This window comes from Marinicella rhabdoformis (assembly GCF_009671245.1).
GTDB lineage: Bacteria > Pseudomonadota > Gammaproteobacteria > Xanthomonadales > Marinicellaceae > Marinicella > Marinicella rhabdoformis.
Map to the genome: position 1 here is coordinate 27,381 of NZ_VTFS01000008.1, position 15,651 is coordinate 43,031.

Here is a 15,651-nt window from a genome sequence, read left to right on the forward strand (position 1 = left end):
AAAATTGAAAGCCTCAAGGCTCATTCAGCTGATACAATTACATATTTCAAATCATCATAGATATTATGTATTGTCAGATAAAATCTTGGATTGTCGCCCTCAGTTTGATTGTATCTACCAGTGCTTTTTCGCAGCCAGATGAAGAAATTGATACATCATCGCCTCATGACCTATTTTGGAATGGGTTTAGTGAAGGTTGTATTGGCAGGAACATAATTTCTGATGTGTTTTGGTTTGAATTTAATACTGAAATGTCATTAAACAGTTTTACACTTGGTTATATGCCTGACACTAATAATGGGCCTGCATTTCTGGCAAGGTTAGATACAGGAACCAGTAATAAGGGCTTTTTTAGTAGTAATGACAATCCACCCTCGGTATTTTTAGCTTATTCAATGGGTGTTTTCAGCTGTATTGTTAAAACTGACTTTAAAAAATGTCCAAAAGCACAAAAGGCTTATGATTTAATCTCAAATACTAAGATTTCATTGAAAGAAAATTTTAAAAATAAATTTGGTATTAAGGCCAGTCATTATACTAGATATAATTTGCAAGTCATGGATGGTGCTGCTCATTTTAATCAATGGGAGTTAACCTCTGGCAAGAGTGATATGGAGAAATCAATAATAGAAGCGCACAAATTACTATTTGAATGCGCGGAACCCGCTGCTAAGCAGTTATTTGAAAAGTTAGGTAAGGAATACAAGAAAGAGGTAATTTATAAAAGTCATTGAGGTTTAAGTGAAGTGGTTTAGGTTTCAAATTTGAGGTCGTAGCGACACGTTTAGGCTCACGGCCTACGGCGTTCCAATATTGCTTCTTGTGCTTCGCCAAACCGCATCATTTCCATTTCCTGGCCTCAGGATGACGGCTTGAGAGTTTTGTCATCTATGTTAAGTCCAAAATTATCGTTATACCGATTGGAGCCAGAGGCGAACAGACCCTGTCAAGGATGGCGGCGTTAGAGTCGAGTCGGGAACAGAGACCGAGGTATCTGGTTTCAATACTTATGTTTTTGGCATTAGAAAGCCAACTTTAAAAAACAATCTCCTTAATCCGTTCGATTTCATCGCGCAGGTCGGCGGCTTTTTCGAATTCCAGGTCGGCGGCGTGTTGTTTCATTTGTTTTTCTAGTTTGGTCAGTAACTTGCTGAGGTCTTTGGCTTTTTCTAGGTTGTATTTTGAGCTGCCTTCGGCGATTTTGACGATTTGTGTTTGGTCATCGCGTTCGTGGCTTTGTTGTAAGTCGTGAATTTTGGCTATGGTTGACGCGGGTGTGATGCCGTGTTTTTCGTTGTGTTTGATTTGCAGTTCGCGGCGACGCTCGGTTTCTTCGATGGCGGTTTTCATCGCGGGTGTGATTTTGTCACCATAAAGAATCGCCTTGCCGTTGAGGTTTCGACTGGCGCGGCCGATGGTTTGTATCAATGAGCTTTCTGAGCGCAGGAAGCCTGGTTTGTCGGCATCGAGTATCGCCACCAATGAAACTTCTGGCATGTCCAAGCCTTCTCGTAATAAGTTGATACCAACCAAAACGTCGAACACGCCTTTGCGCAAATCGCGGATGATTTCGACTCGTTCTACGGTTTCAATTTCTGAGTGTAAGTAACGTACACGTATGCCTTTGTCGGCCAAGTAATCGGTCAAGTCTTCGCTCATGCGTTTGGTCAGTGTGGTGACCAATACACGTTCTTGTTTGACCAGGCGTTTGTTAATTTCTGACATCAAGTCATCGACTTGCGTTGCCACTGGCCTGACTTCTAAAATCGGGTCGAGTAGGCCGGTTGGGCGCACAATTTGTTCGGCTACTTGGGCTTGGTTGGCTGCTTCGTATTTACTCGGAGTGGCGGAAACAAACACCATGCGTGGTGTGCGTTGTTCCCATTCTTCAAACTTTAATGGTCGGTTGTCCAATGCGCAGGGCAGGCGGAAGCCGAAGCGCACCAGATTTTCTTTGCGCGAGCGGTCGCCTTTGTACATGGCGCCAATCTGTGGCACCGTGACGTGCGATTCATCAATGATTAGCAACGCATCACTGGGCAAATAATCAAACAAACACGGTGGTGGTGAACCCACGGGCAAGCCAGTCAAATGGCGGGAATAATTCTCAATCCCTTGGCAATAACCCAGTTCGCGCATCATCTCTAAATCATAAGTGGTGCGTTGCTCCAATCTTTGTGCTTCGACCAAGCGGTTGTCATCGTAAAGCACTTTCAAGCGGTCTTTCAGTTCTTCCTTGATGTGTCCTATGGCATTCAATATGCGTTCGCGCGGTGTGGCGTAATGTGATGTTGGGAAAATGTTGATGTTCTGTTCACGGCTGATGATTTTGCCGGTCAAGGGGTCAAAAAAACTCAACTGTTCAATTTCATCATCGAATAGTTCGACGCGCACCGCGGCTTTGTTTGAATCAGCAGGGAATACATCAATCACTTCGCCTCGGACACGAAAGCTACCGCGCTCTAAAATGATGTCATTGCGGTCATATTGCAGCTCGGCCAAGCGGCGCAACAAGGTTCTTTGATCAATTTGATCACCGACATTGAGGTTGATCAGCATTTGTAAGTACGATTGTGGATCGCCCAAGCCATAAATCGCCGAAACGGTGGCGACAATGATGACGTCATCACGTTCCATCAGGGCTTTGGTGGCTGACAATCGCATTTGTTCGATGTATTCGTTGATCGAGGCGTCTTTTTCTATGAACAAATCGCTGGCAGGAATATAGGCTTCAGGTTGGTAGTAGTCGTAATAGGAAACAAAATACTCGACGGCGTTGTTTGGAAAAAATTCTTTGAATTCGGCATACAATTGCGCCGCCAAGGTTTTGTTGTGCGCCATGATCATGGTGGTTTTTTGCACCTTGTTGATCACGTGCGCCATGGTGAATGTTTTACCTGAACCGGTCACACCGAGCAGTGTTTGTGCTTTCAGTCCATCCTCAAAACCCTGGCTCAACTTTTTTATGGCTTGTGGTTGATCACCCGCTGGCTCAAAAGGGCTGTCGATGACGAAGGGTTTTTCTTTTTTTGTTATCTGAAGGTTAATCGTTTCCATGGTTGGGTATGATATATTATCTGCTTATTTGACGCATCCTTGAATAGGCCAAAATGTTGACTGAAATGGACCCACTGAAATGAAATTCTTAGACACAACCATTATTACGTTTTCTGAAACCCAAGTTTTGACATTGGGGCAGTTGCTTTTGGGCATTGTGTTATTGATATTGGCTTGGTTTGGTAGTGTCTTATTGTCCCGTTTATTGGCCAACCGAATTTTGACCAAAACACGACTCAAACAAGACAATGTGGCCATCATCCAGAAGATCTTGTTTTTTGCGTTTTTGATTTTCATCACCATGATGGTGCTGACCTATTTGAACATTCCATTGGCGGCTTTTGCCTTTGTTTCAGGTGCAGTGGCCATTGGTGTGGGTTTTGGTGCCAGAAACATCATTGAAAACTTCCTCAGTGGCTGGATTCTGATGTCAGAAAGGCCCATCCGCATTGGGGATGTGGTTGATATGGATGGAAACTTGGGCAGTATCATCGGCATTGGTCACCGTTCAACCATGATCAGGCGCAATGACGGTGCCAATATTGTGGTGCCCAACAGTCAAATTTTAGAGTCTAAGTTAATCAATTGGACATTGGTTGATCCCAACATCAGGACCAGTGTCAGGGTGGGCGTTGCTTACGGTACTGACCTCACTTTAGTTAAACAGTTGTTGGTAGAAGCGACCCAATCAATCAATGAAATCATAGAAGACCCAAAGCCATTGATTGTTTTTGAAGATTTTGGCGACAGTGCTTTGGTCTTCGACGTGTTTTATTGGGTTTCTATGTTGTGCGGTAAAGAAATGCGTCAAATACGCAGTGATTTGCGTTTCGCAATCAACCAAGCATTCAATGACCATGGCGTGGTGATTTCATTCCCGCAAAGGGATGTGCATTTACACATGGTCAATGATTCGGCCAGTTTAGATAATAATAACAAGGACATGGAGTTAAAATGACAGAAAAAACATCAACAATGACGTCGGTACAATTAACAGGTGATGGTGCAGCAATAGCTTGCGAGCATGATTTGACTTTAGCTCATTCATGGCACCACATCAATTACACCCAGCCGAAAGCCAAAAAGTGGCTGAAAACTCAGCCAGACATTTCACCCATGGCTTTTGAGCATTTGATTGCCACCGATACCCGTCCTAAAGCGATTGTTGATGGCGATGAAGTGATTTTAAGTTTACGTGGTATGAACTTTAATAAAGGCGCATCGCCTGAGGAAATGATTTCTATTCGGGTGTGGATAAAAGACGATTGCATGGTGACCAGTTGTAACCGAAGCAGTCGTTCTATTTCATATTTGAAGGAAGCTTTAAAAGACGGAAAAGGCGCAAAAAACACCAATGAATTGCTGCTTAACCTGATTGATCAATTGGCTGACTTTGCCGATCAATTTATTGATGATTTAGAAGATTTATTGGATTTTGAGGAAGACAATATCAGCGTCAATGATTTTGAAAGGTTCCACCCAAAAATGAATAAGTTAAGAAGGCAGATTGCTTTTGTGAAACGGTATTTATCACCACAACGTGAAGCGCTGGACAGGTTGTACAGGAATAAATCCGTTGCATTTACTGAGTCGTTTTATGAACAACTGTATTTGCAAATTGATAAGTTTATTTTTATCTTGGAAAATTTAGATTTAGTAAAAGAGCGTGCACTGTCGTTACAAGAGCAATATTTGGCTTTTATAGGGCACCAACAAAACAGCCGCTTATATGTTTTGGCCATCATTTCAGCCATCTTTTTACCTTTGACTTTCCTTTCAGGTTTGTTGGGTATGAATGTGGGCGGGTTGCCTGGTGTTGAAGCGCCTTATGCATTCTGGGCTGTTTCTGGCGCCTGTTTGATTTTAACTGTGCTGTTGTTGGTGTGGTTCAAACGAAAAAAATGGTTTTAATTCAGAATGATTAAAAATTAAGGCACTGTTTAGAGATGTTGTTGTCAAAGGGATTCAAATTGAACAAAGGGATAAAGCAAAATTAACATGAAAAGCGCACTGACATTAGGGACGGTTTTGTTGTGGTCATTGCTTTTTCCTGCCTTGTGCTGGGGCTGGGAAATCACAGGCGTGCCAAAAGAGATTCAGTCGAACATGGATAACGTCTTGATTGCAGAGCCTGAAGACTGTGCTGTAAATATAGAGAAATCATCTTTGTTCAGTGATTCCTTACTTGAACGACTTCATCAAGCGATTAAACCTTATGGCTACTTTGGTGCTGAAATCAATGTGTTAAATGCTGAAAACGCGACCACATGTAAAGACCTATTGATAGCAGTTGAGCTGAATCAAGCGACCCACATCAATGAATTGTCGATCGAGCTTGTTGGCCCAGGTAAAGATGATGTTTTGTTGAAAGAAATAGTCAGTAACGCGCCTTTGAAGCAGGGCAAAAAGCTGAAGACGTTTAAGTATGAGCAATTTAAAGCACAGTTGTTAAGTCAGTCTCATGCATTGGGTTATTTGGATGGACACTTCAAAAGTAACCACATACAAATAGATTCAGATCACCACAAAGCAAACATCAAGTTGGTATTTGTGACGGGCCCTTTGTATCACTTTTCTTCATTGCAATTTGAGCAAACTGAATTCTTTATGGATGAAACTTTTCTCAATCGAATGCTACAAATCAAGACAGGTGATAGGGTGTTGAATGAATCCATTGCCAAGCAAGTGAGTTTGTTGAACGACAGCCTGTACTTCAGTCAAGTCACAGCAAAGAAGGTCAATAAATCTACAGAACAGGCCACCGTTGATTTAATGATAGCGGTGTCTCCAGCCAAGCGAATCAAATACAGTGTGGGCTTGGGTTTCGCCACAGATACGGGGGCCAGGACGACACTGGAGTATCAAAACGATCGTGTGGGTTCGAAAGCCTATCAGTTCAAATCTCAGGCCAAAATTGCAGAAACCAATCAAGATTTGAGTATGCGGTTTAAAATACCTAGCAGAGGAAGACCGCTCAAGAAATGGTATGCCATTGATGCCGGTTATTTGTTTGAGGATATTGAGGACAAAGAGCAATCAACGCAAAAGTTAAGTGTCAGTCAAAGCCGCATTTATACTGAACAATGGCAAAATACCAACTTCATTGATGTGACGTATGGCAAATTTGGCTTCAAAGGAGAGGAAAAGGAATCTGCATTGTTGGTGGTGCCTGGTGTTTCATGGACTTGGCGACAAGCTGATGATTGGGTCAATGCACGCAATGGCTTAAGTGTACAAATGACGTTGCAAGGCGCTTCTGACAGTGTTTTGTCTGATGTGTCTTTTGTTCAAGCTGATATCAAAAGCAAATGGATTCATCCTTTGGGAGACAACAACAGGATGATTTATCGTGGCCAAGTGGGCGCCACATCAATCGATGATTTATCACAACTGCCATTCAGCTACCGTTTCTACGCAGGCGGAGACAGAAGTATTCGTGGTTTTGATTATGAGAGTTTGTCGCCAATGGGCGTTGAAAATGACTTGATAGGTGGTAAACATGTGGTGGCATTGAGTGCTGAATTTGAACACAAATGGAATGCATCTTGGGGGTGGGCGGTTTTTACTGATGCCGGAAATGCTTTTACTGATGAACTGAACTGGGAACAAAGTGTTGGGTTTGGTGTTCGCTGGTTTTCACCCTTGGGGCCTGTTCGTTTGGATTTAGCGCATCCGTTAAATAACGAAGCGGCTTCAAACGTGAAAGTTCATTTCACCATAGGGCCAGATTTTTGATGAACATATTGCCAAGTAAATTGTTTTTCAAAAGAACTGCATGGTTTTTGTTGCTGTTGGTGGTGCTGTTTGTTGTTGCTTATCAAGGCATCCTGAGAACAGATACTGGCAGTCGCTGGGCATTGGGGTTTGTGACAGGGCAATGGTTGCCTGAATTGAGTTACCAAGATATGACCGGTAATTTGAGTCAGGGTATCACGCTGAAAAAAGTTCGCTATGAAGACAGCAGTGCATCGGTCACAGTGGCTGAATTAAAAACGGGTGAATTGTCACTTTCTTATTGGCAGCCAGCCTTGGTGTTATCACAACTGAAAGTCAAAGACACTTCACTTCGCATCAAAGAAACAACAGCCGTTGAAAGCACCAAGCCAATGCAGTGGCAGGGTTTTGCATTACCGTTCGATGTGGATGTGAATGGTATCAATGTGTCAGGATTTACCCTAGACCAAGAAGCGCCTTTTCATGTGGCGTCATTATCCACCGCACTCAAAGTACGTGATGATGTTTGGACTATTAATAAATTAAATATAGCGGCTGAAGGATTAAAGTTTCTGGCGGATGCAAAGATTCAATCCAATGAACAGTTAAATATGACGCTCAGTGGTGACTTGTCGTGGCAGACAGAAAACATCGAATGGCAAGCAAATTTAGGTATCAATGGTGATAAAAATCAACTGCTAGGAAACTTAACTCAATACTACAAAGATGATGTATTAGATGGGCATTTGCAAAGTCAATTCAAGCTGGAAGACCTTTTTGGGGCTTTGAAATTCGAAGTCATTACGGTTTCGGAAAATTTAAAATTGACTGCGGCTGAAGATCAGTTGTTACTCAACTTGTCAGAGTTGATGGTCAAAGGCAACGTTGATGCCTACCAAATTTCAGGTCAAGCCGAAATTCAATCTGAGCAATTCAATCAAGTAAGTACCACATGGCAAGCCGAAGGTGATTTGAATGGTTTGAATATTGAAAGTTTAAACCTCGGAGGTGATGCCGGTGACATGTCATTAAAGGGTACAGTGGATTGGGCGGATGGCTTTGCTTTGGTCAGTAAGGTGCAATCGGTGGGTTTGAATCCTGCTTGGATAAACAAAGATTGGCCAGGGCAATTGGATGCGTATGCTTCGGTCAACCTGAAGTGGCATGATGCCAATGAATGGGACGTTAAAGTTCCTCAACTTGAAATCAATGGCCAATTAAAAAATGCACCTTTGTCATTGATAATGGCTGGACATTCTGGAGTCAGTGGCACCCAAACACAACAATCGGAAGGGTCTGTCCAAGGCAGTTGGGGTAACAATGCGTTCAATCTGATTGGCCGTCACGAAGGTGTAAATTCAAAATGGCAACTTAATTCAGATTTGAATTTGAAGCAAATGACGTTGATAGAACCGAAGTTAGCTGGTGAGCTTACAGGGACAGTGGTTTTAGACGGTGTAGGGCAAACAGCACACATCGAGGCACGATTAAAGGGAAAAAGTTTAACTTATGATCAACATCAAGTTGAAACCTTTGGGATTGATGTGGCCGCTGATTTAGGTGCAACATCAGATGGGAAGCTGTCAGTTAATACGAACATGCAAGATGTGTTGATAGCGGGTGAAACAATCAATAGCCTGACAGTCAATGTTGATGGTTTGGTCAAAGACCATCAAATGGCTGTAAAAATTGAAGCCAGTGATGTGCGTTCTGAGGCGTTAATCACAGGGAATTATGACCATACAAATAAGCAATACACCGGCACATTAAACCAGCATGAAGTTTCATTGAATGACTTTGATGTTCAGTGGGGTTTAGTTAATGTGGTTGCGTTTGAATTGAGCCCAGTGGGTTGGCATTTGGATCAATCTTGCTGGCAACAGCAAACCACAGTTGACGTGGCTGATACAAGTGAGTTGTGTGTTGATGTCAAATCTTCAAAAAACGGTCAAATAGCAGGTCAGTTGGCGCTGTCACAAGTGGATTTGAGCAAGTGGTCATTTTTGTTGCCACAAGGTTTTTCAGGATCAGGGCAGCTAGAAGGTGACATGTCTTTTGAGCTTATGGGAAGTGATGTCAATGTTGATGCGCAGTTAGAAATGACGGCAGGGTCTTTGCTTGTTGAATCTTTGAATGGAGCGACTTTAGATGGCAAAACTCAAAAGTTAAAGTTCAGCAAAGGGGTTTTATCTGCGCAACAAATCAACGACCAATCAAAGGTTCAGTTTGATTTGGCTTTAGACGACGGCTCATTTTTAAATTTAAATGCGCTGTTGAAAGTCAACCAAGCTGACAGTGCAACCACTCAATTGAAGCCGATGCAGCGGATATATTTAGAAGGTGATTTCGATGGTTATTTGGCAGACAACGACATGATATCTGGTTTTTTTGATGAGATTAAGCAAGTAGAAGGTCAGTTGAATGTGTCTGGTCAAGTCAAAGGTCCTTTGAACCAACCACAAGTTTTTGCGCAAATTTCACTTGAAGAGGGTGATATCGATTTAAAATCTGTTGATGTGCCTTTGAGTCAGGTTAAAGCAGAAATACAAAGCATATCTAAATCAAATTTTCATTACTTGGTTTCAGCTCAAGCAGGTAATGGACAATTAACTGTAGCAGGTGATTTATTGTTTATTGAAAACCAACCTTGGCAATTGACATCTGAGGTCAGAGGTAAGAACTTTCTTGTTGCAGAAGGAGAACAAATTAACCTCTCTATATCGCCCCAACTCAACATAAAATATGCTGACGCACTGACAGAAGTGTCGGGCGAACTTCGCATACCTCAAGCCAGTATCAACGTTCAAGAAATGCCAGTCACAGTGACCACATTGTCCAGTGATGTTGTCTATGTTGGTGATCAAAGTGGCCAACAAGACGGGGGTGGTTCAAATTTATTAATCGATATAAAGGCCATAATTGAAGAAAAAGTGAAGCTCGAAGTACTGGGCTTGACCGCAGATTTGTCGGGGGCGCTGCAATTAAAAAATGGTGAACAAAAACAAGACATCAAAGCATTCGGTCAATTAAATATCACAGATGGTGTTTACGAAATTTATGGTCAAAAATTGAACATAACACAAGGTTTGTTGATATTTGATGGGCCTATTGATAATCCGATTTTACAAGTCAGAGCAGAAAGAAAGGCACAAGATGAACAAATTGTGGGCATTAAACTCAGTGGTGATGTGAATAATTACAAGACCACACTTTTTGCCAATCCACCATTAAATGATGCTGAAACCTTGTCTTATATTGTTACAGGTAAGGGCCTCAATAATTTAGAAGGTTCGGGCGATTCAGATAAAATAGCTGAAGCCGTATTGATGATGGGTTTAAGGCAAAACAGCGAATTAATCAGCGGTTTAAAAAATGGACTGGGTATCGATGTGTTGAGTGTGACCAACCAATCAGAAACTGGTGCCACAGTGGAAGCAGGCAAAAACTTGGGTGATAAAGTGTTTGTGGGTTACAACCAAGGCATCTTTAAACACATAGGCTATTGGTTGTTGCGTTATCAAATCAATGACAAACTCAGTCTGGAGACCAAGCAAGGCGAAGAACAATCAGTCGATTTGGTTTATCGGCGCGAAAAGAAATAGATAAGTAATCTGTGATGCATTTGAAGCAGGCAAACTTGAGAAATATCACATTTTATTGAATTTTGTCTATTTTCAAACTTCGTTTGAACCCGCTTCGCTATGGATTACCCGGTCAAGCCGGGTAATGACGGTGTTTATTATTGGAAAAACTCCCAAAAGCACCACGGGTATAAGTAAGAAATAGATACGCAAGAAATAAACGCGAAAGGCATGGCTTATTAAAAAAAATGAGTCTTGTGTTTTTACTCAAGGCAGATACCGCTAAAATAGCGCCCAATTGATTCAATGACCAACATGAAAGACTTAAACAATCAGGCAAGACACATCGTAAATATAGCTGGCATTCCTGTCGGTGGTGAACATGTCGTGGTGCAATCCATGACGAATACCGATACCGCTGATGCCAAAGGTACGGCACAACAGATTTATCAATTGCATGAAGCCGGTTCACAAATGGTTCGTATCACGGTCAACAACGAAGAATCGGCTGCTGCTGTGCCAGAGATTATTGACCGGCTTCGTGCCGCACGTTGTGACGTACCGGTGATTGGAGATTTTCACTACAACGGTCATCGTTTGTTACAAGACTATCCAGAATGTGCTGAAAAATTGGCCAAATACCGCATCAATCCGGGTAATGTGGGCTTCGGTCGCAAGCGTGACAGCCAGTTTGAAGAAATCATACAAGTGGCCAAAGACCTGAATAAGCCGGTCAGAATAGGTGGTAACTGGGGCAGTTTAGATCAAAAACTGATGGCCAAAATGATGGACGAAAACGCCAAAAGTACCAATCCTTTGTCATCAGGTGCTTTGATAGAAAAAGCCTTGATTGATTCAGTGCTACAAAGTGCAACACAAGCGGAAAGCTTTGGCCTGCCAGCTGATCGCATCATCGTTTCATGTAAAGTCAGCAGCGTTCAATCATTGATTCGAATCTATCAAAACCTTTACCAACAATGCCGCTATGCGTTGCATTTGGGATTAACCGAAGCAGGCATGGGCAACAAAGGCATTGTGGCTTCAACCGCTGCTTTGAGTGTGCTGTTACAACAAGGCATAGGCGACACTATCCGTGTTTCCTTAACACCAGAACCGAACCAAGCCCGCACCGAAGAAGTGAAAATTGCCCAACAAATCTTGCAGAGTCTGGAACTGCAATCATTCAAACCTGAAGTCACCGCTTGTCCCGGTTGTGGTCGAACAACAAGTGTCTTCTTCCAAGAACTGGCCCAACAAGTCACCAACCACATGGACAACAAAATGCCCGGCTGGCGTGTCACACACCCCGGAGTGAAAGACATGAATGTTGCCGTCATGGGTTGTATAGTTAATGGCCCCGGTGAATCAAAACATGCCGACATCGGTATCTCATTGCCCGGTACAGGCGAAGCACCTTCGGCCCCCATCTTCATCAAAGGCCAAAAAGCCCAAACCCTGAAAGGGGAAAAAATCGCCGAACAGTTTTTACAGATTTTGGATGATTTTGTTGAAGAAGAATATGCTGTTAAATGATAAAGCTTCAAGGGATTGTTAAAGAATGGAATGATGACAAGGGTTTCGGGTTCATTAAATCGGAATCAGGTGATGGTGATTTGTTTTTTCATATATCATCGTTTAAGTCAAAGGGCAGGCCAGAAATCAATCAGCAGGTCAAATTCAATCATGGGAAAGACGGTCAAGGCAGAGCGAGGGCTGTTGATGTCAGGTTGGTCGATGAGGAAGTTCCATTGGGTTCTGCGATGAAAGCTTTTTTGATCAGCCTTGTGTTTTTGGTTGTAATTTATATTCTGGGTGTTTTCAACTATTTGCCGATGCTGTTATGTTGGGTTTATGTACTGGTGAGTTTCGTTACGTTTTTCTTTTATGGTTGGGATAAATTGGCGGCAAAAAAATCATGGCAAAGGACACCTGAATTCACTTTACATTGGCTCTCTTTGTTGTGTGGTTGGCCTGGTGCGATGTATGCGCAGCAGTTGTTCAGGCACAAATCCTACAAACCTTCTTTTCGCCGAGGATTTTATATAACGGTGTTTGTAAACTTGATTGGTTTGGTTTATTTGCTATCTCCTTATGGCCAATGGCTGGTTGATCAATTGAAGCACGTCAATGTTTTGGATCATTTTTAGTGAATATTGGATTAAAAGTTGGCATGTTTTTTATGGTGTTGAGTTACAGCGTTTGTGCGTTGGCAGAATCCAGTGAGTGTTACGGCACAACTTCTAATGGCAGGATCGAAAATGCTGTGCCATTGCCCGAGAAAGGTGGGAATTTCATTTCATATACTACTGATTTGGAATTAAGCGGTCGTACTTTTGTTCATGATGCGGTGAAGGAGATTGTGGTTCAATCTTATAAAACACTGGATGAGTCCCACCCTGAAAAAGTCTTTAAATATGCCGAAACTGGATCGAAAAATGGCGGTCTATTTTGGCCACATAAAACGCACCAAAATGGTTTGTCTGTTGACTTTATGGTGCCGGTACTTAATAAGAAAGGTCAGTCGGTTCATTTGAAAACCGATGCTGCAAATCGTTTCGGTTATGACATTGAATTCGATGAGGCGGGTGTTTGGGGCAATCTACAAATAGATTTCGAAGCTTTGGCGGCGCATTTGGTGGCTTTAGACCAACAAACGAAAAACCAAGGGTATGGTTTATGGCGTGTGATTTTTGACCCTGAATTACAGCCTTTGTTACTCAAAACCAAGCAGGGTGACTACATTCGTGAAAATATAAAATTATCTAGCAAACGATCGTGGGTCAGGCATGATGAACATTATCATGTGGATTTTGATATACCATGCAAGCCTTTAGCAAAATAAAAAAAGGGCTTCTGATTCAGAAGCCCTTTGTATTTTAGATCGTTATTTGTCGAATTAATTGTGTTCAATCAAAGACTCACAAAATTCAACTGTGCTTCCTGATAATCTGATTAAAGGAATGCTGCCAGTGAGACCACTGTCAGATAGTTCATAGTCAACCGTTGCTGTGCGACAGCCATCAAACTTAATGTTCAAAGAACCGGCTTCACTGTTTTCAACCATAACATCTTGATTAAAAATGCCGCCTTCGCTCAAGGCCAGTGTCAAAGAAGCTTCTGTGCCATCATAAGTGCCTTGGGCAGTTAACCATCGGTGGTTAGGTGAACCTACAACTGCCATTTCATTACCGTCTGCAAAGGTGGTGTCATAAGTAAACCAGGCAACAAATATGGTTTCTAACTCAGGAAAGACTTCTATAAAAAAGCCTTGGCCAGGTGTTTCATAGTTATACCAAGCGCCATTTAATCCTGGGTTTAAAGTAGTGAAGTCAGGCTCAGTAGGTAAGACGGTGCTTTCGCCGTTACCGTACGTGGCATAGAAACCCAAATCTTGGTTGGTGATGTCACCCGTTGCAAATACTGTGATGATGTCACCGTCATTTAAAAACACGGGTGCCAAGTCAATCAATCGCGTGCTGCCATCGGGTGTAGAAACATTCAAATCATACATACCAGTAGGCAACTCTAAATAACCAGAATTTTGTCCAAACTCAACAGAAGACAAGCCAGCAACTATGAAGCCATCATCTGTGCGAATAGAAACTGCGGTATCCGCTAAATCCATGGCAAAGGGCGCGCTGTGAACGATGCGTACTTTAGCAAAGCCGGCAGATGGCATGCTGTTGTCATCCATTAATGGTAAAAGGCTTAAAGGTTGGTTGCTTCCATCACCAATAGCGACCACGGTGTAATCTGTTTCAGAGGCTAAATCTACTGTTGCCATGATGGCGGGATCATCAGCGCCTGGAGGAGCGAAAACTTCTAACATGGTGCTGCCTGGTGCCATGCCATTATCAGTTAAAGTCAGGTAACCAGAAGACTGTAAAAATTCAACGCCATTCAACACTTCTGAACTATTGACATCAACTGAAACGGCTGTGTCAGCCTTATTCATAGCAAAAGGTGCCAAATGGGCCACATTGACTCGTGTTGGTGCCGTTGTTTCTAGAGCCAATGAGGCTGAAGTGCCGTCACCAAATACGGCATAGGCACCAACGGGTTGATTCACACCATCACCTGTAGCAAATACGTTCACCACTGCACCGGCTGGTAAATCAATCGGCGCGATGTCAATCAATCTTGTCGATCCATCTGCTGTTGATACATTGAGGTCATAATTGCCCGCTGGAATTTCAAAAAAGCCAGAATCTTGGCCAAACAAAACGCTGTTTAAGCCATTCACTACTGTGCCATCGTCTAACCTGATAGAAGCTGCTGTGGCATTGATGTCTGATGCAAACGGTGCCGCGTGAATCACACGAATCATGACATTGCCATCAGCTGGCATGGATTGACTGTCTTCTAAGGCCAGCAAAGACAAAGGTTGATTAACACCGTCGCCAATGGCCGTCACTGAATAGAAAGTGTCAGCAGCTAGGTCAACAGTTGCTGTGATTGCAGGGCTGTCAGCACCCAGTGGGGCAAAAACATCCAGTTTGGTTGCTCCCGGCGCCATACCAGCTGATGCCAGTTCCAGATAACCTGAAGACTGTAGGAAAGTCACACCATTAAGTACTTCTGTATCGTTGACATTGATTGATACAGCGGTCCCGTCTATGCTGTCTGCAAAAGGTGCTAAATGATTGACATTAACTTGTGTCGCCAATGCCAGAGAATTAAGGCTTAACAAGCCAGCCATTCCGATAAATTTGTTCATTACTCAATTCCTTGTTTCAAGAGCTGTTTATTTTATTTATGGCATGTGAGTGGCTTGTGAAGGAGTGTATAGAATACTTTCACAAGAATTTCACACTTAAATAATTTAAAAAGCTTGGTATGTTCTGGCTATAATCTGACAGTTGCTTTTTAGTCGTGCTGGAATGGCACCATATAATTGAGTCAAACTAAAATGTTTTTAATTAATTAGGGGATGTTGTGAGGGTAATTTTAGGGTTGGTCGTTGGTTATGTGGTTTTTTTCTATATGGATTTTGGTTATGTTAGACAAGAAAAGTGTAGTAACCTGGAAGAGTTTGCGACTAAGAAGGCAGATTTGATTTATGATTTGGCAATGCACCAAACCAAAGGCAATGAGGTGGACAAGGTTCGGTTGGAACGCATGTATAAAAGTGACAGAAGGATCAGTTATGCTATGTCACCGTATGCGCAAGCATCTGATTACCAAAGTGCCTGTGATGCCATAGATGAAATCAACAAACAAATAACGCAGTAGTTCCAATCTAACCATATCAATTTGATGGAATAATGACCATAGCCCTATAACAGAGTGGTCTGCTTTC

11 protein-coding genes are annotated in these 15,651 nt (G+C 42.5%); 9 read left to right on the forward strand and 2 right to left on the reverse strand.

Features of this window, described 5'->3' with window-relative positions; translation table 11 throughout:
• Positions 1 to 65 precede the first annotated feature (65 nt).
• Positions 66 to 734 (forward strand): hypothetical protein, encoded by a 669-nt coding sequence (locus FET73_RS14170; RefSeq protein ID WP_154224631.1) that lies wholly within the window; start codon positions 66 to 68, stop codon positions 732 to 734.
• Positions 735 to 1,035: 301 nt separating this feature from the next.
• Here the strand turns inward: FET73_RS14170 and uvrB are convergent, their stop codons facing one another.
• Positions 1,036 to 3,057 (reverse strand): excinuclease ABC subunit UvrB, encoded by a 2,022-nt coding sequence (gene uvrB, locus FET73_RS14175; RefSeq protein ID WP_154224632.1) that lies wholly within the window; start codon positions 3,055 to 3,057, stop codon positions 1,036 to 1,038.
• A 79-nt stretch (positions 3,058 to 3,136) separates the two neighbouring features.
• Here uvrB and FET73_RS14180 point away from each other — a divergent pair, with 79 nt between their 5' ends.
• The 7 genes from FET73_RS14180 to FET73_RS14210 all read left to right on the forward strand — a co-directional run bounded on the left by FET73_RS14180 (position 3,137) and on the right by FET73_RS14210 (position 13,194).
• Positions 3,137 to 4,015: a mechanosensitive ion channel family protein gene (locus FET73_RS14180; protein ID WP_154224633.1), complete on the forward strand. Its 879-nt coding sequence runs from the start codon at positions 3,137 to 3,139 to the stop codon at positions 4,013 to 4,015.
• Complete coding sequence (locus FET73_RS14185; protein WP_154224634.1) at positions 4,012 to 4,968, forward strand: zinc transporter ZntB; 957 nt, start codon at positions 4,012 to 4,014, stop codon at positions 4,966 to 4,968. The genes FET73_RS14180 and FET73_RS14185 overlap by 4 nt, the downstream gene beginning before the upstream one ends.
• 87 nt (positions 4,969 to 5,055) lie before the next feature.
• Complete coding sequence (locus tag FET73_RS14190; protein ID WP_154224635.1) at positions 5,056 to 6,792, forward strand: autotransporter assembly complex protein TamA; 1,737 nt, start codon at positions 5,056 to 5,058, stop codon at positions 6,790 to 6,792.
• Positions 6,792 to 10,373, forward strand: coding sequence for a translocation/assembly module TamB domain-containing protein (locus FET73_RS14195; RefSeq protein WP_154224636.1), 3,582 nt, complete (start codon positions 6,792 to 6,794; stop codon positions 10,371 to 10,373). The genes FET73_RS14190 and FET73_RS14195 overlap by 1 nt, the downstream gene beginning before the upstream one ends.
• 294 nt (positions 10,374 to 10,667) lie before the next feature.
• On the forward strand, positions 10,668 to 11,885 hold the full coding sequence (gene ispG / locus FET73_RS14200) for a flavodoxin-dependent (E)-4-hydroxy-3-methylbut-2-enyl-diphosphate synthase (RefSeq protein WP_218944356.1): 1,218 nt from the start codon (positions 10,668 to 10,670) through the stop codon (positions 11,883 to 11,885).
• Positions 11,882 to 12,499: a DUF1294 domain-containing protein gene (locus FET73_RS15320; RefSeq protein WP_154224638.1), complete on the forward strand. Its 618-nt coding sequence runs from the start codon at positions 11,882 to 11,884 to the stop codon at positions 12,497 to 12,499. Before ispG ends, FET73_RS15320 begins: the two co-directional genes overlap by 4 nt.
• Complete coding sequence (locus FET73_RS14210) at positions 12,499 to 13,194, forward strand: penicillin-insensitive murein endopeptidase (protein WP_343032293.1); 696 nt, start codon at positions 12,499 to 12,501, stop codon at positions 13,192 to 13,194. The genes FET73_RS15320 and FET73_RS14210 overlap by 1 nt, the downstream gene beginning before the upstream one ends.
• A gap of 54 nt (positions 13,195 to 13,248) precedes the next feature.
• Here the strand turns inward: FET73_RS14210 and FET73_RS14215 are convergent, their stop codons facing one another.
• On the reverse strand, positions 13,249 to 15,069 hold the full coding sequence (locus FET73_RS14215) for a DUF4397 domain-containing protein (protein WP_154224639.1): 1,821 nt from the start codon (positions 15,067 to 15,069) through the stop codon (positions 13,249 to 13,251).
• Between the two features lie 218 nt (positions 15,070 to 15,287).
• Between FET73_RS14215 and FET73_RS14220 the strand changes: the two genes are divergently transcribed.
• Positions 15,288 to 15,584, forward strand: a complete 297-nt coding sequence (locus tag FET73_RS14220) for a hypothetical protein (protein ID WP_154224640.1) — start codon at positions 15,288 to 15,290, stop codon at positions 15,582 to 15,584.
• Positions 15,585 to 15,651 lie beyond the last annotated feature (67 nt).

Coding starts and splice junctions, on each gene's coding strand:
- FET73_RS14170 (WP_154224631.1), top strand. CDS start 66: ATGTATTGTCAGATAAAATCTTGGATTGTCGCCCTCAGTTTGATTGTA.
- uvrB (WP_154224632.1), bottom strand. CDS start 3,057: ATGGAAACGATTAACCTTCAGATAACAAAAAAAGAAAAACCCTTCGTC.
- FET73_RS14180 (WP_154224633.1), top strand. CDS start 3,137: ATGAAATTCTTAGACACAACCATTATTACGTTTTCTGAAACCCAAGTT.
- FET73_RS14185 (WP_154224634.1), top strand. CDS start 4,012: ATGACAGAAAAAACATCAACAATGACGTCGGTACAATTAACAGGTGAT.
- FET73_RS14190 (WP_154224635.1), top strand. CDS start 5,056: ATGAAAAGCGCACTGACATTAGGGACGGTTTTGTTGTGGTCATTGCTT.
- FET73_RS14195 (WP_154224636.1), top strand. CDS start 6,792: ATGAACATATTGCCAAGTAAATTGTTTTTCAAAAGAACTGCATGGTTT.
- ispG (WP_218944356.1), top strand. CDS start 10,668: ATGAAAGACTTAAACAATCAGGCAAGACACATCGTAAATATAGCTGGC.
- FET73_RS15320 (WP_154224638.1), top strand. CDS start 11,882: ATGATAAAGCTTCAAGGGATTGTTAAAGAATGGAATGATGACAAGGGT.
- FET73_RS14215 (WP_154224639.1), bottom strand. CDS start 15,069: ATGAACAAATTTATCGGAATGGCTGGCTTGTTAAGCCTTAATTCTCTG.